Below are 15,229 nucleotides of genomic sequence, written 5' to 3' on the forward strand. Positions count from 1 at the left end.
TACGCTACCCCGTACCGCGAGCCATCGTGTCGCGCGTCGACCCCTGACCCACCACGGCGAACCCTTCCGCACGATACAGATTGCGCGCGAAGTTGTCCCGCTCCACGCTCAAGCTGATCCTGGCATGGCCTTGGGACCCGGCGAGCTGCACGATGCCGCGCAGCAGGGACCGACCAACACCCCGAGCGCGCCAGAGCGGGTGCACGCCGATGATCAGCTCGGGGACCGCGATGCCGATGAAACCGAATCCCGGCTCGTTCTGCGGAAGCACCCGATACCAGGCGGCACCGACCGCGACGTCATCGTCACCCAGCGCGACGAGGCCGTCGTCTGACATGCGTTTCCACCCCGCGAGGTAGCGCCGATGCTCCGTCGAGGTCAGCACCTCGTGCCGTGGCCGCACTCCCCCGGCTCGCCAGTTCGCCGCCTCGACGAGCATGTCGCCGAGGAACATCGCATCCGTCTGCGACGCCCTGCGAAGCGAGAAGCCCCTGTGCATGACGCGAGCATAGGCCGACGGTGTTACGTCGGCATGACGACTACCCGTGAGTGCGAGAGGACCGCGCCGGCGTCACGCCTCGATGACGAGCGGCACGATCATGGGGCGACGACGAAGCCGCTGATTCACCCAGCGACCGATCGTGCGTCGCACGACCTGCGACAGCGCATGGGTGTCACGGACACCATTGCCGGACGCCTCCTTGAGCGCGGCGACGATCTTGGGCGTGACGTCATCGAACACGGAGTCGTCCTCGGCGACGCCGCGCGCATGGATCTCCGGGCCCGAGATGATGCGCCCGGTCGTGGCGTCCACCACGACGATGACCGAGATGAAGCCCTCCTCGCCGAGGATCCGGCGGTCCTTGAGGTCGGCGTCCGTGATCTCGCCGACGGTTGAGCCGTCGACGTACACGAACCCGAGATCGAGCTGACCTGCGACCTTCGCGACCCCGCCCTTGAGGTCGATCACGGTGCCGTTCGAGGCGATGATCGTGTTGTCCTCCGGCACGCCGGTGTCCTGCGCCAGCTTGGCGTTCGCGATGAGATGGCGGTACTCGCCATGGACCGGGAGGACGTTCTTCGGCTTCAGGATGTTGTAGCAGTAGATGAGCTCACCCGCGGCGGCGTGCCCGGAGACGTGCACCTTCGCGTTCGCCTTGTGCACGACGTTGGCGCCCAGCTTGGTCAAGCCGTCGATCACGCGGTACACCGCGTTCTCGTTGCCCGGGATGAGGCTGGAGGCGAGGATGACGGTGTCGCCCTCGCTGATCTCGATCGCGTGATCCATGTTCGCCATCCGGCTGAGCACGGCCATCGGCTCTCCCTGCGAGCCCGTCGACATGTAGACGATCTGCTCGTCGGGCAGATCACGTGCCTTCTTGAAGTCGATCAGGACGCCGTCCGGCACCTTCAGGTAGCCGAGCTGCTCGGCGATCGTCATGTTCCGGACCATGCTGCGGCCGAGGAACGCGACGCGGCGCCCGTTGGCGTGTGCGGCATCGATGACCTGCTGCACACGGTGGACGTGGCTGGAGAAGCTGGCGACGATGACGCGACGCGGCGCCTTCGCGATCACCTGATCGAGCACGGGGCCGATGGAGCGTTCCGTCGGGGTGAAGCCCGGCACGTCGGCGTTGGTCGAATCGACGAGGAACAGATCCACGCCCTCTTCCCCGAGGCGGGCGAACGCGCGCAGGTCGGTGATCCGGCCGTCGAGGGGAAGCTGGTCCATCTTGAAGTCGCCGGTCGCGAGGACCATGCCGGCGGGGGTGCGGATGGCCACGGCCAGCGCGTCGGGGATGGAGTGGTTGACCGCGACGAACTCCAGGTCGAACGGACCGACCCGCTCCTCCTGCCCCTCCTTCACGGTGAGGGTGAAGGCCTTGATGCGGTGCTCCTTGAGCTTCGCCTCGACCAGCGCGAGGGTGAGCCCGGAGCCGATCAGAGGGATGTCGCTCTTCAGGCGCAGGAGGTAGGGCACGGCGCCGATGTGATCTTCGTGGCCGTGCGTGAGCACGACACCGACGATGTCGTCGAGGCGATCACGGATGGGCTCGAAGTCCGGGAGGATCAGGTCGACTCCCGGCTGGTGCTCCTCCGGAAAGAGCACACCGCAGTCGACGATCAGGATCTTCCCGTCGTACTCGAACATGGTCATGTTGCGACCGATCTCTCCGAGCCCGCCGATCGGGATGACCCGCAGCGTCCCTTCATCGAGAGCGGTCGGTTCTACCAGGGGAATGGACATGCTGTCTCCTCAGTCGGACACTCCGCGCGTCCGTTCGTTCATGGCGACGCGACTCAGCGCGTCGTGCCGTGCACCTTCGGCAGGGCACCGCCCGCGGCCGCATTGCGGTCGGGACGGAAGTTCGAGAAGTCGGCACCGGGAACGTCCTGGACGAGGTCGAGCTCATCCTCGATGAGCGCCGCCTCCCATTCCTCGGGACCGACCAGGGGAAGTCGGACGCGCGGACTCGAGATGCGACCGAGTCCGTGCAGGATGTACTTGGCCGCGACGGTCCCAGGCACATGCGTCATCACGGCGCGGACGAGCGGCTCGAGCCGCTTGTGCTCCGCCGTGGCCGTGGCGAGGTCTCCCGCGTTCACCGCGTCGATGATCGTGCGGTACGGCGCCGCGGCGACGTTGGCCGTCACGCCGATCAAACCGGTCGCCCCGATCGCGAGGTGCGGCAGCACGTTCGCGTCGTCGCCCGAGAAGTACATGAGGTCGGTCTGGTTCAGCACCCGACTCACCTCGGAGAAGTCGCCCTTGGCGTCCTTCACAGCGAGGATGTTCGGGTGCTTCGCCAGACGCAGGATCGTCTCGTACTTGATCGGCACACCGGTCCGGCCCGGGATGTCGTAGAGGATCACCGGGAGGTCGGTGGCGTCGGCCACCAGACGGAAGTGTGTGAGGATGCCCGCCTGCGTGGGCTTGTTGTAGTACGGCGTGACGATCATGATGCCGTCGGCGCCTGCCTTCTCGCTGGCCTTGTAGAGCTCGATCGCGTGCGCGGTCTCGTTCGACCCGCCACCCGTGATGATCTTCGCCCGACCTGCGGAGACGGACTTGCCGACCTCGACGAGCTTGAGCTTCTCGGGGTCCGTCAGAGTCGAGGTCTCGCCGGTCGTTCCCGTCACGACGATGCCGTCCGCTCCCGCGGTGATCACGTCATCGATGTGCTTCTCGACGGCGGGCCAGTCGACTTCGCCGTCGGCCGTCATCGGAGTGACGAGCGCGACGAGAACCTGTCCGAAGGGGTTGCCCGAGTGCGTCATAGACCCAGCGTATCGGTTCGACCACCGGTCATGCGGACGCGAAGACGCGGATGACGTCCCCGCGGGCGACGTCGTTCTTCCCTGCCAGGAGCACCCCGACCATGTCACCGGCCCTCGCCTCGTTCACGCGCTTACGGAACATCTCGATTCCGGTGATCTCGGTCGTCGACAGCGCGGCACCGTCACGGATGACCGAGACGGCGTCTCCGACACGGACGACACCGCGGCTCACTTTGCCCGTGGCCACGAGACCGCGGCCGGTGATCCTGAACACGTCCTCGACGGCGACCTCTCCGGCTCCGGCCTCACTGCCGACAGTCATGGGCGCGGCCGTATCGGCGGAGATCCCCGCGGTGAGGTCCGCGAGGCGAGCGGCCTCCGCAGCGTTGTACGCCCGAAGCATCTCATCGGCACCCTGAGGATCGCGCTTTCTCCTGAACAAACCCATGCACCGATCGTACGGACCGGGGGCGCTCCGCCGTACGCTCGTGGGATGGGCTGGCTCACACGAAGCACCGACACGAAGTACGAGAACGCATGGATCCGCGTGCGAGAGGACCGGATCACGGGGCCCTCAGGCGACGAGGGTATCTACGGTGTCGTCTCCATGCAGCATCCGGCCGTGTTCGTCGTCGCGATGGACGAGGACGAGCGCGTGTGCCTCGTCACGATCGACAGATACACCGTCGGCACGAGCGTCGAGATCCCGGCCGGTGGCAGCGACGGGGAGGACACACTCGTCGCGGCTCAGCGCGAACTCCGCGAGGAGACGGGGTACGAGGCGGCCGACTGGACCCCTCTCGGCGGCATGCTGGCTCTGAACGGCATCGCCGAGGCCCCGGAGCACGTCTTCCTCGCCCGCGACCTCCATCCGATCACGGGCGAAGACGCATCACGCGGCGTCTCTGCCGAGACGCAGGCGGAAGAAGGCATCCGTGCCGTCTCCTGGGTACCGTTCGAGGACGTCCTTACGATGATCGCCGAGGACACGATCACGGACGGCGAGACGATCGCCGCCATCGCGAAAGCCGGGATCCGGCTCGGAAGGTTCCGCTGAACCTCGCGGATCGACCCCGGAAAGGTCTGTGATCAGACCCGGCCGCGACGCGCCACACCGGAGGTGAGTGAACTCGGCAACACGCGCGCCAGAGCGACGATCGCCTTGTATCGCAGCGACGGCACCGACACCGACTTGCCGAGCGCCGCATCGCGAAGGCCGATCCTGACGACGTCGCGCGCATTCAGCCACATGATGGCGGGAACACCCTCCTGACCTACCGGCAGCCCCATCCGCTCGTGGAACGACGTGTGGGTGAATCCCGGGCACAGCGCCGTCACGGAGACTCCGTCCCTCGCGTACTCGGCGTTGGCCCAGCGGCTGAAGCCGATGAGCCATGCCTTGCATGCGGAGTAGGTCGAGCGCGAGATGAATCCCGCGACCGAGGCGACGTTGATGATGCGCCCGCCGCGACCGCGCATGGACTGGAGCGCCGCATGCATGAGGCGCATCGACGCCTCCACATGCAGCCGTAGGTGACGGACCTCGTCGTCGATGGCGTTGTCGGCGAACTGCAGAGGCAATCCGAACCCCGCGTTGTTCACGAGAAGGTCGACAGGGTCCGTGGTGTCGCGCAGCCTTTCCGCGACCTTCTCGACTCCTGCCTCTTCCGCCAGATCGGCGGACACGATCTCGACCGCGACCCCGTACTCGCTCCGCAGTTCCGCCGCCAGCTTCTCGAGGGCGCCCACCGAGCGCGCCACCAGGATGAGGTCGGCCCGCCGCCGAGCCAGTTGACGGGCGAACTCGGCGCCCAGCCCTGCGCTTGCTCCGGTGATCAGCGCGGTGGGCATCAGCGCTCGTATCCCAGGAAGCGGTACCGGACGCCGGTGCGGGAGGTCTGCCACTCCCCCTCGTCGACCAGGCGCCAGCCCTTCTTGTCCGGGGCGTACGCGTCGCCGGCGACGTCCAGGTCGAGCTCGGTGACCTCCAGACGGTCCGCGTCGCCGATCACCTGTCGGAAGATCTCCGCACCGCCGATGATCCATGCCCGGTCGAGTCCGCGGACCGCCTCGGCGACCGTCGCCGCGCGACGCGCGCCCTCTTCGGACCAGTCCTGCTGCCGGGTCACCACGATGTTCTCGCGGCCGGCGAGCGGACGGAAGCGCTCAGGGAGAGAGTCCCAGGTCTTGCGCCCCATCACGACCGGAGCGCCGAGGGTGACTTCCTTGAAGTGAGCCAGGTCCTCTGGCACATGCCACGGCATGCCGCCCTCCGCGCCGATCACGCCACCGTGCGCTTCGGCCCAGATCAAGCCCACCCACGTCATACCGCGACCGCCGCCCTGATCGGCGCGTGGTGCTGGTAGTCCTCCACGATGAAATCCTCGTAGCGGTAGTCGAAAATCGACTCGGGCTTCCGCGCGAAACGCAGCGTCGGGTATGCGTAGGGCTCACGGCTCAGCTGCTCGCGCACCTGCTCCACGTGGTTGTCGTACACGTGGCAGTCGCCGCCGGTCCAGACGAAGTCGCCGGGCTCGAGCCCCACCTGCTGAGCGATCATCAGCGTGAGGAGCGCGTAGGAAGCGATGTTGAACGGCACTCCGAGGAACATGTCCGCGCTGCGCTGGTACAGCTGGCAGGAGAGCTTGCCGTCGGCGACGTAGAACTGGAACAGCGCGTGGCACGGCGCGAGCGCCATGTCGGGGATGTCGGCGGGGTTCCATGCCGAGACGATCAGCCGCCGCGAATCGGGCGACCGTCGGATCTGCTCGATCACCTCGGACAGCTGGTCGATGCTGCCGCCGTCGGGGGTCGGCCAGGAACGCCATTGCACCCCGTAGACAGGACCGAGGTCGCCGGATTCGTCCGCCCACTCATCCCAGATCGTGACGCCGTTCTCCCGAAGCCACCCCACGTTCGAATCGCCCTGCAGGAACCAGAGGAGTTCGTAGGCGATGGACTTGAAGTGCACGCGCTTGGTCGTGATGAGCGGGAACCCCTTCGACAGATCGAAGCGGATCTGTCGACCGAAGACGCTCGTCGTGCCGGTGCCGGTGCGATCGGACTTGTGCGTGCCGCTCTCCAGGACGTCTCGGAGCAGATCTTCATAAGGAGTCGGGACGGCTGCGCTCATGACAGCCACGATACCGCCACCCTCACCCTGTCGGGCGGATGAGCGCGCCCCCGGGACGTCGCCGTCATCGTCGGAAACATCGGCCCCGAGCGCCCTGGAGCCGCATATCCTCGACCCATGTCTCCCGCCCTGGCCCTCGGCTTCGCTGCTGCACTGCTCGTGCTCGCGACGCTCATCGGTGTCGCGCTGCGACGCCGTGACGGTCGGCGACGCGACGGCGGCACGCTTCACTTCGTCCCCACGGATGCGGACTCCGCCGAACTCGGGTCCCGGGCGACCCTGGTGCAGTTCAGCACCGAGATGTGCGCGCGGTGCCCGCAGGTGCGCAGGCTGCTCGGCGCATACGCCGCCGAACACGAGGGTCTCCGCCATGTGGAGGTGGATCTGACTCACCGTCCCGACCTCTCGACCCGCTACAAGGTGCTCCAAACACCGACCACCTTCGTCGTGGACGCGTCGGGTGCCGTGCGCGCGCGATTCCACGGTGTCCCTCACCGGCATGCCCTCACCGACGCCCTCGCAACCCTCTGAGCCGAAGAAACGGAGCATCCATGAGCAATCCCGCCGGCATCGACCCCAGAGGCCCCCGATTCGCCGCAGCGATCACCGCGGTGCTGCTGCTGGTGGCGACGTTCCTCGCACTGACGGGGATATCCACAGCGCAGGCGGGTGCCGCGACGTTCGGCTGGTTCGCGTACCAGCCGCTCGCCGATGCCTCCTTCACGCCGACGGGGTGGGCGATCTCCTCCGCTTCCCTCGCACAGCGCGCTCTCGATCCCGGTTTCCTCCTCACCGCCGTCGCCGCTGCGCTGTTCCTGTGGGGTGTGGTGTCACCGCGGACCGCTCCCTGGGGCGCGCTGTTCCGCACAGCGGTGCGACCGCGTCTCGCTCCGCCCGCCGAGCTCGAAGACCCCCGCCCTCCGAGGTTCTCGCAGGGTGTCGGACTCTTCGTGGTGGGCATCGGTCTCGTGCTGCACCTCCTCGGCGTTCCGTGGGCTCTGCCGATCGCGACCGCTGCCGCCTTCGTAGCGGCCTTCCTCAACGCGGCATTCGCCTTCTGCCTGGGCTGCCAGCTCTACCTCGTGCTGCAGCGAGCGGGGCTCATCGGCAGGCCTGCCGCCGCCTGAGGCTGTTCCCCGCCCCTCCGCCGCTCGGTAGGCTGGCGACCAGCCGACGCTGCGCCCGCAGTGCGAGAACCGGAGGAATCATGCCTGTCACCAGCGAAGCCGCCAGCACCTGGACCGGATCGCTCATGGAGGGGTCGGGTACGGTCGCGTTCTCGTCGTCCCATCTCGGCACCTTCCCGATCAACTGGAAGGCGCGCAGCGAGGGCAGCGACACGACCACGACGCCCGAGGAGCTCATCGCGGCCGCGCATGCATCGTGCTTCAGCATGGCGCTCTCCCACGCGCTCGCCGAGAACGGCACTCCGCCGGAGCGCGTCAACACCACGGCGTCGGTCACGTTCAAGCCGGGCGTCGGCATCACCGGCAGCCACCTCAACGTCAATGCGACGGTCCCGAATCTCACGCCCGAGGCGTTCCAGGAGATCGCGAACGGAGCCAAGGCGGGCTGCCCGGTGTCTCAAGCGCTCTCGGGGATCGATATCACCCTGGAGGCGACACTCGCCTGATCGCGGCGCGGAATCCGTTCAGGACACCAGGGTCAGCGGCGCGAGAGCCGGATCGCCTCGCGAATGCTGGCCCTGGCGTCTTTCCGGCGGCCCGCCGCGTCCTGGACCACACCCAGCCGATAGCGCGCCCGCCAATCGTCACCCGCCGTATCCGCTTCTGCGGCGTACCGGGCGATCAGCGGATCGGCATCCGCGCGGGCGATCCTCCCGCTGGGCGTCAGTTCCGTCTCGACCGGAGGCATCCCGCCCTCCGCATCGAGGAGGCGTCCCAGACGATCGGCGCCGAAGCCGAACATCATCTCCCGGACCAGCGCCCATGCTCCGATCGGTGCCAGCACGAGCAGGGTGACCCCCATGCCGATGGACACGCCGGTGCCGACCGAGATGAACATCACCGCGAGCCAGATCGCGACGGCGAGATAGAGGAGCAGCGCCGCGGCCATCAACGCGACGCCGATACGCGACATCACGATCGGATGCCGATGTCGATCATGTGCTCAAGACCCACGAACACGCCGTCGGCCTTCAGCGCGAAGGGCACGGCGAGCCGAATCCCCGGGGCATAGGCGAGAGCCGAGTCCACTGTGTCGTGTGTGAAGGTGAGCGACTCGCCCGGGCCGGAGAGGATGACTTCCTGCTTGGCGACGACCCCGGGGCGCCGCAGAGAGTGGACGGGCACACTGCCGACCTGCTGCCCCCTGGCACGCTGGTCCGCATGCGGTGCGCTGACGGGCCCCTGCTCCGCGCGCGCGGTCGCGATCAGTTCCGCGGTCCGCACGGCCGTTCCACTCGGCGAGTCGATCTTGGTCTCGCGGTGCGCTTCGATGATCTCCGCCGAGCCGAAGAAGGGCGCAGCGGCCGCCGCCAGCGCTGACCCGAGGACCGAGCCGAGAGAGAAGTTCGGGATGAAGACGGCACCGGTGCCGGCCGCCTCGACGAGAGGACGTACGAGCGCGATCCGCTCCGCCGACCAGCCCGAGGTCGCGACCAGCACGTTGATGCCATGTTCGACGGCTGCGCGCACCACCTCGATGCTCACCTGCGGCGTCGATGCATCGACGACCAGGTCGGCACCGTCGATCTCCGCGAGATCGCTGGAAGAGGTCAGCACACGGCTCACCTCGAACCCGTCGAGCTCATCGATCACCGCACCGATGATCGTGCCGAGCTTCCCGGTTCCGCCGACGAGTGCTACCTGCGTGGTCATGCATCCAGTCTATTTCGCGGCCGACAGCGCACGGTCAGGGGCGCGCGGGCAGACACCTCGGATTCCGCGACACCGCGGAGGCGCGTCGGAGCAGGGCGCTCAGACCAGCAGCGCATCGGGGATCCCGGTGCGCAGTTCCACCGGAAGGTGGCCGGTGTCGTTGTGCGTGAGCAGCGTCCACGGCCGCCCCTGCTTCTGAGCGATCACCGTCAGCCCGCAATGGGACTGGTTCAGGGTCATCCACCGCCACTCCGGTGCGGCGAGCACCTCCCGCACGAACCAGGAGATCACGAAGTTGTGGGTGATGAGCACCTCGTGCACGTCTCCGGTCTTGCGCACCAGGAACTCATTGACGGCATCGGACATCTGCGCCCGCCCCGCCTCGATCTCGGCCTCGGTGACGGAACCGAAGAACGGCTCGAACACGGAAGGAGTCTCCTCCGTCATCCCGGTCGGGACGCAGTCGAACAGCAGCGCGGTGGGCTCGGGATCCACCGACGGCAGACGAGCCGCGATCGCCCGCGCCGTCTCGTTCGCGCGCAACAGCGGGGAATGCCAGACGGCGTCGAGCGGGAGCCCGGACAGCCGATCCGCGATCAGCTCCGCCTGACGTTGCCCCCTCGGCGAGAGGGGTCCGTCTGCGAGCCCGTACTCGGCATCCTGATGTTCACCGTGTCTGACCAGATAAATGTAGTGCGTCACAAATCGCTCGCTTCATCGCCAGCATCCGCCGGACCTCTCTTCCACCCTATGTCACGGGCGGCTGGAAGCTCAGTTACCCGCCCGGGTGAGATCGGACACCTGGCTGCGCGAGAGCGAGACACCCGCTCCCTGCATCAGCTCATCGACGTGATCGCTCGCGAACGCGTTGACGATGGGCGCGGCGATCGTGCGCTGAGCGAGCAACCAGGCGATGGAGACCGCCGCGACAGGAGCACTCACTTCCTCGGCGACCTGATCGAGAGCGCGCAGGATCTTGATCCCCCGGCGGTTCAGATGACCACGCAGTTGCTCGCCCCGCACACCGCGCGACGTGAGCGCTTTGCTGCGATGCCGACCCGACAGGAATCCGTGCTCGAGCGCGTGCGACGGCGTGACGGCGAGGTTCTGCGCACCGGCCACGAGGCGAAGATCACCCTCGAACGGCTGACGGCGGACCAGGTTGTAGGGAGTGTCGATCACCTGGATGCGCGGGTAACCGGCCGCGGCCAGGATGCGTGCTTCCACGAGCCGCTCCGGGGCGAAGCCGAATGCACCGACCGAACCGATCTTGCCGGCATCCGTCATCCATTCGACGGTCGCCAAGGTGTCTTCGAGGTTGGTCGTCGCGTCGAGGGTCGCATCGAGATAGAGCACATCGATGCGGTCGACACCGAGCCGGGTCAGCGATCCCTCGACGGCACGCACGAGGTTGACCGAACCGAGGCCGGGGTTGTCGGCGTGGGCGCCGATGCGGACGCTCAGGACACTGCGCTCGCGCTGACCGCGCGACCGCAACCACTGCCCGATGATGTGCTCGCTGCGTCCGCCGGAGAAGCCGTCAGCGGTATGGATGGCGTTTCCGCCGAACTCCACATAGCGGTCGAGAATGCCGTGACTGGTCTCGAGGTCGACGTTCCAGCCGAACTCCGCCGCGCCGAGCATCAGAGGGAACGTCTCGAAACCCGTTTCGCCCAGGGCGACGCGGATGGACTCCCCTATCCCCGGTCCGACGATCGGGATGGGCGCGGACGGATGCTCGGCAACGCCCTGCTTGGCGCCTTCCTCAGACGCTCCTGCGCCTACGCTGAACAACCGCATTCTCTCTCACCCCCGCGTCGATCGGTGCGTGCCGACCTGCGTACCTGCTGGATCTGCACCCCCCGGTGCGTACTTCGAGAGTAAGCGAATTCCCCGGACGCCCCGACCAATCCGGGGAACGGCGCGGAAACACCGGATAACGATTTGGTCACACCACTGGACGACGAAACCCGGGCCCCCTCTTCGCGAAGAGGCCCGGGTTCCGTTCGAACGTCGTGCTTACTCGGCGGCTGCGTCCTCTGCAGGGGCAGCTTCAGCGGCAGGAGCGTCGTCGAGGACGGGCTCGAGCGAGAGCTTGCCACGGTCGTCGATCTTCGTGATCTTCACGAGGATCTTCTGGCCGACCGAGAGCACGTCGTCGACGTTCTCGACCCGCTTGCCACCGGCGAGCTTGCGCACCTCGGTGACGTGCAGGAGGCCGTCCTTGCCCGGGAGCAGCGAGACGAACGCACCGAAGGTGGCGATCTTCACGACGGTGCCGAGGAACTGCTCCCCGACCTCCGGGTTGGTGGGGTTGGCGATCGCGTTGACCTGGGCACGAGCGGCCTCAGCCGACGGGCCGTCGGTGGCGCCGATGTAGACGGTGCCGTCCTCCTCGATGGAGATCTGCGCGCCGGTCTCATCCTGGATCGCGTTGATCGTCTTGCCCTTCGGGCCGATCAGCTCGCCGATCTTGTCGACCGGGATCTGCACGCTGATGACGCGAGGCGCGGTGGGCGCCATCTCGTCGGGAGCGTCGATCGCAGCGTTCAGGACGTTGAGGATCGTCAGACGAGCCTCACGAGCCTGGGTGAGCGCACCGGCGAGAACCTGCGTCGGGATGCCGTCGAGCTTGGTGTCCAGCTGGATGGCCGTGACGAACTCGCTGGTTCCGGCGACCTTGAAGTCCATGTCGCCGAGTGCGTCCTCCGCACCCAGGATGTCGGTCAGAGCCGCGTAGCGGGTCTCACCGTTGACCTCGTCCGACACGAGACCCATCGCGATACCGGCGACGGGAGCGCGCAGCGGCACACCCGCGTTCAGCAGCGACAGGGTCGACGCGCAGACGGAGCCCATCGAGGTGGAACCGTTGGAGCTGAGCGCCTCGGACACCTGACGGATCGCGTACGGGAACTCCTCGCGGCTCGGCAGCACCGGCACGAGGGCGCGCTCGGCCAGGAAGCCGTGCCCGATCTCGCGACGCTTCGGCGAACCGACACGGCCGGTCTCACCGGTCGAGTACGGCGGGAAGTTGTAGTGGTGCATGTAACGCTTGCTCGTCACAGGCGACAGCGAGTCGATCTGCTGCTCCATCTTGAGCATGTTCAGCGTGGTGACACCCAGGATCTGGGTCTCGCCGCGCTGGAAGATCGCAGAGCCGTGCACGCGCGGGATGACCTGCACCTCGGCGTCGAGCGGACGGATGTCCGCCAGCCCACGACCGTCGATACGAGCGCCCTCGGTGAGGATGCGACCGCGGACGATCCGCTTGGTGACCGACTTGTACGCGGCCGAGAACTCGAGCGGGGCTGCGGCCGGGAGCGAACCCGCCTCGGTGGCCTCGATGAGCTCCGCCTTCACGCGGTCCTTGATCGCGTCGTCGGCGGTCTGACGCTCGACCTTGTCGGCGATATGGTAGACGTCGCTGAGCTCGGCGAACGCACGCTCGGACACGAAGCTGTAGACCTCGTCGCTGTACGCCGGGAAGACCGGGTACACGCCCGGCTCCTTCGACGCCGTGGCGGCGAGCTCGGCCTGAGCCTTCACGAGCTGAGCGATGAACGGCTTCGCGGCCTCGAGACCCTGAGCGACGATCTCTTCGTTCGGCTTGGTGGCGCCGGCCTTGATCAGGTTCCAGCTGTGCTCGGTGGCCTCAGCCTCGACCATCATGATCGCGACGTCTTCGGTGCCATCGGCCTTGGTGACGACACGACCGGCGACGATCAGGTCGAACACGGCCTCCGCGACCTGCTCGGCGGTCGGGAACGCGACCCACTGGTCGGCGTGCTCGCCCTGGCCGGGGATGAACGCGAGGCGCACACCGGCGACGGGGCCAGAGAACGGGAGACCCGAGATCTGGGTCGACGCGGATGCGGCGTTGATGGCGAGAGCGTCGTAGAACTCGCCGGGAGCGATCGACATCACGGTGATGACGACCTGGACCTCGTTACGCAGGCCGTCGACGAACGACGGACGCAGCGGACGGTCGATCAGACGGCAGACGAGGATCGCCTCGGTGGAGGGACGACCCTCACGACGGAAGAACGAGCCGGGGATCTTGCCGGCGGCGTAGGAGCGCTCTTCGACATCGACCGTCAGCGGGAAGAAGTCGAAGCCCTCGCGCGGGTGCTTGCCTGCGCTCGTGGCCGAGAGGAGCATGGTCTCGCCGTCGAGGTACGCGGCGACTGCGCCCTGAGCCTGCTGCGCGAGGCGGCCGGTCTCGAAGCGGATGGTGCGGGTGCCGAAGCGGCCGTTGTCGAGAACGGCCTCGGTGGCGGTGATTTCAGGACCTTCCAAGAGGTCTCTCCTTCTTTGTTTAGACTCGCGAATCCATGTGACGCGCGAGCATGTTCAAAGGAGCGGAACGGAAGGGTTCGGGCGCGCGGGCACTCCCGCGAATCTCGCCTGCGCTGGCCACCAGTAGAAAGCCACCCGACATCTGCCGAGGAACCCACCACAGGGGACCAGCTTCTCCGCCGATCGCTCCATGAGTCGATATGAAATTGTGCGGTTGACAGACATCAACCTCATCCACTCTATCAGCGCGGACCTCGAATCCTGCGAGTCGGCGCGCGACGCGGATCCGACATCGACCGGCCACGACACGTTCACCCCGTGGATGCCGAAGCGAGGGGGGCATCGGCTGTGGTGGGTTCATGCGCCTCTCCGTCATCGGCTGCGGATATCTCGGAGCCGTTCATGCCGCCGCCATGGCCTCCCTGGGACACGACGTCGTGGGCATCGACGTCGACCGGGACAAGGTCGCCGCGCTCGCGTCGGGCGCTGCGCCGTTCTTCGAACCACGACTCGCCGAGCTCATCGCGGAAGGCCTGTCGACCGGAAGGCTCCGCTTCAGCGCGCGGATGGCCGATGCCGGGGGCGCAGACGTGCACTTCCTCGCTGTCGGCACCCCACAGGCCCCGGGTGCGCACTCCGCAGATCTCCGCTATGTCGACGCGGCTGTCGACGATCTGCTCCCCCACCTGCGCCCAGGAGACGTGGTGGCCGGCAAATCCACCGTTCCCGTCGGCACCGCAGGCGAGCTCGCCGCTCGCATCTCCCCCACGGGTGCGACGCTCGTCTGGAATCCGGAGTTCCTCCGCGAGGGCTGGGCCGTGCACGACACCTTGACACCGGACCGTCTCGTCGTGGGTGCCGAGTCGGATGCCGCCGGCGAGCGCGCGGTCCGGATCCTCCGTGGCGTGTACTGTGCCGCCGTCGAAAGCGGGGTGCCGTTCCTGGTGACGGATCTCGCGACCGCGGAACTGGTCAAGGGAGCGGCGAACGCCTTCCTCGCCACGAAGATCTCCTTCATCAACGCGATGGCGGAGATCGCGGAGGCGTCCGGCGCAGATGTCGCTCTGCTCGCCGATGCGCTCGGCCATGACACACGGATCGGGCGGCGCTATCTCGGCGCGGGCATCGGATTCGGCGGCGGTTGTCTGCCCAAGGACATCAGGGCGTTCGCCGCGCGGGCGGAAGAGCTGGGCCGCGGCGAGGCGGTCGGCTTCCTGCGTGAAGTCGACACGATCAATCTCCGGCGTCGCGATCGAGCCGTGCAGCTCGTCGTGGATGCACTGGGCGGTCTGGTGTTCGGTCGCAGGATCGCCGTGCTGGGAGCGGCGTTCAAGCCCTTCAGCGACGACATCCGGGACTCACCGGCCCTCGACGTCGCCGTGCGTCTTCGCGGTCTGGGCGCTGATGTCGTGGTCACCGACCCCGCTGCCGTCGACAACGCGGCCAAGGCGCATCCGCAGCTGGGCTACGCCCGTGACCGCGACGAGGCGCTGCGGGAGGCCGATGCCGTCGTGGTCGTCACCGAGTGGGATGAGTATCGACGGGACCTCTCGCCGGAGCACGCCGGGGCACTCGTACGGGGCCGGGTCATCGTGGACGGCCGCAACTGCCTCGACTCGACCGCGTGGCGCGCCGCCGGCTGGCAGTACCACGGCATGGGTCGGCGCTGAGCGAGCGGGGT

At 67.5% G+C, this 15,229-nt stretch carries 17 protein-coding genes; 5 read left to right on the top strand and 12 right to left on the bottom strand.

Translation table 11 applies throughout. The features are described 5' to 3' along the window. Positions 1-4: 4 nt before the first annotated feature. The 4 genes from ABRP18_RS09990 to ABRP18_RS10005 all read right to left on the bottom strand — a co-directional run bounded on the left by ABRP18_RS09990 (position 5) and on the right by ABRP18_RS10005 (position 3,727). The gene (locus tag ABRP18_RS09990) at positions 5-499 is read right to left on the bottom strand and encodes a GNAT family N-acetyltransferase (RefSeq protein ID WP_058630533.1); all 495 of its coding nucleotides are present in this window, start codon (positions 497-499) and stop codon (positions 5-7) included. A gap of 72 nt (positions 500-571) precedes the next feature. Continuing rightward, a complete protein-coding gene (locus ABRP18_RS09995) occupies positions 572-2,248 on the bottom strand; it encodes a ribonuclease J (RefSeq protein WP_058630532.1) in 1,677 nt (558 codons plus the stop codon). Positions 2,249-2,301: 53 nt separating this feature from the next. Further along, positions 2,302-3,279 (bottom strand): 4-hydroxy-tetrahydrodipicolinate synthase, encoded by a 978-nt coding sequence (gene dapA / locus ABRP18_RS10000; RefSeq protein ID WP_046748321.1) that lies wholly within the window; start codon positions 3,277-3,279, stop codon positions 2,302-2,304. Positions 3,280-3,307: 28 nt separating this feature from the next. Then, on the bottom strand, positions 3,308-3,727 hold the full coding sequence (locus ABRP18_RS10005) for an EF-Tu/IF-2/RF-3 family GTPase (protein WP_349884569.1): 420 nt from the start codon (positions 3,725-3,727) through the stop codon (positions 3,308-3,310). 45 nt (positions 3,728-3,772) lie between these two features. On the opposite strand from ABRP18_RS10005, the gene ABRP18_RS10010 reads away from it, so the two are divergent. Beyond that, a complete protein-coding gene (locus tag ABRP18_RS10010; RefSeq protein ID WP_113680789.1) occupies positions 3,773-4,336 on the top strand; it encodes an NUDIX domain-containing protein in 564 nt (187 codons plus the stop codon). Positions 4,337-4,368: 32 nt separating this feature from the next. Here ABRP18_RS10010 and ABRP18_RS10015 read toward each other — a convergent pair whose 3' ends face one another. The 3 genes from ABRP18_RS10015 to ABRP18_RS10025 are packed head-to-tail and all read right to left on the bottom strand — an operon-like array spanning position 4,369 to position 6,412. Continuing rightward, the gene (locus ABRP18_RS10015) at positions 4,369-5,130 is read right to left on the bottom strand and encodes an SDR family oxidoreductase (protein ID WP_349884570.1); all 762 of its coding nucleotides are present in this window, start codon (positions 5,128-5,130) and stop codon (positions 4,369-4,371) included. Continuing rightward, positions 5,130-5,606 carry a dihydrofolate reductase gene (locus tag ABRP18_RS10020; protein WP_058630527.1) on the bottom strand — a complete coding sequence of 159 codons (477 nt, stop codon included), beginning with the start codon at positions 5,604-5,606 and terminating at the stop codon, positions 5,130-5,132. Before ABRP18_RS10020 ends, ABRP18_RS10015 begins: the two co-directional genes overlap by 1 nt. After that, positions 5,603-6,412: a thymidylate synthase gene (locus ABRP18_RS10025; protein WP_046748316.1), complete on the bottom strand. Its 810-nt coding sequence runs from the start codon at positions 6,410-6,412 to the stop codon at positions 5,603-5,605. The genes ABRP18_RS10020 and ABRP18_RS10025 overlap by 4 nt, the downstream gene beginning before the upstream one ends. A gap of 117 nt (positions 6,413-6,529) precedes the next feature. Between ABRP18_RS10025 and ABRP18_RS10030 the strand changes: the two genes are divergently transcribed. From ABRP18_RS10030 to ABRP18_RS10040, 3 genes are all read left to right on the top strand, one after another. Next, positions 6,530-6,943 (top strand): thioredoxin family protein, encoded by a 414-nt coding sequence (locus ABRP18_RS10030; protein ID WP_193761750.1) that lies wholly within the window; start codon positions 6,530-6,532, stop codon positions 6,941-6,943. A gap of 20 nt (positions 6,944-6,963) precedes the next feature. Then, positions 6,964-7,539, top strand: a complete 576-nt coding sequence (locus ABRP18_RS10035) for a DUF4395 domain-containing protein (RefSeq protein WP_058630525.1) — start codon at positions 6,964-6,966, stop codon at positions 7,537-7,539. 80 nt (positions 7,540-7,619) lie between these two features. Beyond that, complete coding sequence (locus ABRP18_RS10040; RefSeq protein ID WP_061015456.1) at positions 7,620-8,045, top strand: OsmC family peroxiredoxin; 426 nt, start codon at positions 7,620-7,622, stop codon at positions 8,043-8,045. 32 nt (positions 8,046-8,077) lie between these two features. Here the strand turns inward: ABRP18_RS10040 and ABRP18_RS10045 are convergent, their stop codons facing one another. The 5 genes from ABRP18_RS10045 to ABRP18_RS10065 all read right to left on the bottom strand — a co-directional run bounded on the left by ABRP18_RS10045 (position 8,078) and on the right by ABRP18_RS10065 (position 13,548). Next, complete coding sequence (locus tag ABRP18_RS10045; protein ID WP_058630524.1) at positions 8,078-8,512, bottom strand: hypothetical protein; 435 nt, start codon at positions 8,510-8,512, stop codon at positions 8,078-8,080. After that, positions 8,512-9,252, bottom strand: coding sequence for a 4-hydroxy-tetrahydrodipicolinate reductase (gene dapB, locus ABRP18_RS10050; protein ID WP_193761749.1), 741 nt, complete (start codon positions 9,250-9,252; stop codon positions 8,512-8,514). Before dapB ends, ABRP18_RS10045 begins: the two co-directional genes overlap by 1 nt. Before the next feature lie 99 nt (positions 9,253-9,351). Further along, positions 9,352-9,954, bottom strand: a complete 603-nt coding sequence (locus tag ABRP18_RS10055; protein WP_046748311.1) for a histidine phosphatase family protein — start codon at positions 9,952-9,954, stop codon at positions 9,352-9,354. Between the two features lie 69 nt (positions 9,955-10,023). After that, positions 10,024-11,052, bottom strand: coding sequence for an aldo/keto reductase (locus tag ABRP18_RS10060; RefSeq protein WP_218867343.1), 1,029 nt, complete (start codon positions 11,050-11,052; stop codon positions 10,024-10,026). 219 nt (positions 11,053-11,271) lie between these two features. After that, positions 11,272-13,548 (bottom strand): polyribonucleotide nucleotidyltransferase, encoded by a 2,277-nt coding sequence (locus ABRP18_RS10065; protein WP_349884571.1) that lies wholly within the window; start codon positions 13,546-13,548, stop codon positions 11,272-11,274. Positions 13,549-13,907: 359 nt separating this feature from the next. Between ABRP18_RS10065 and ABRP18_RS10070 the strand changes: the two genes are divergently transcribed. Beyond that, entirely contained in the window at positions 13,908-15,218 is a 1,311-nt protein-coding gene (locus tag ABRP18_RS10070) for a UDP-glucose/GDP-mannose dehydrogenase family protein (protein WP_349884572.1), read from the top strand. Positions 15,219-15,229 lie beyond the last annotated feature (11 nt).

Origin of the sequence: Microbacterium sp. WHRI 7836 (assembly GCF_040223885.2) — a bacterium.
Lineage (GTDB): Bacteria > Actinomycetota > Actinomycetes > Actinomycetales > Microbacteriaceae > Microbacterium > Microbacterium oxydans.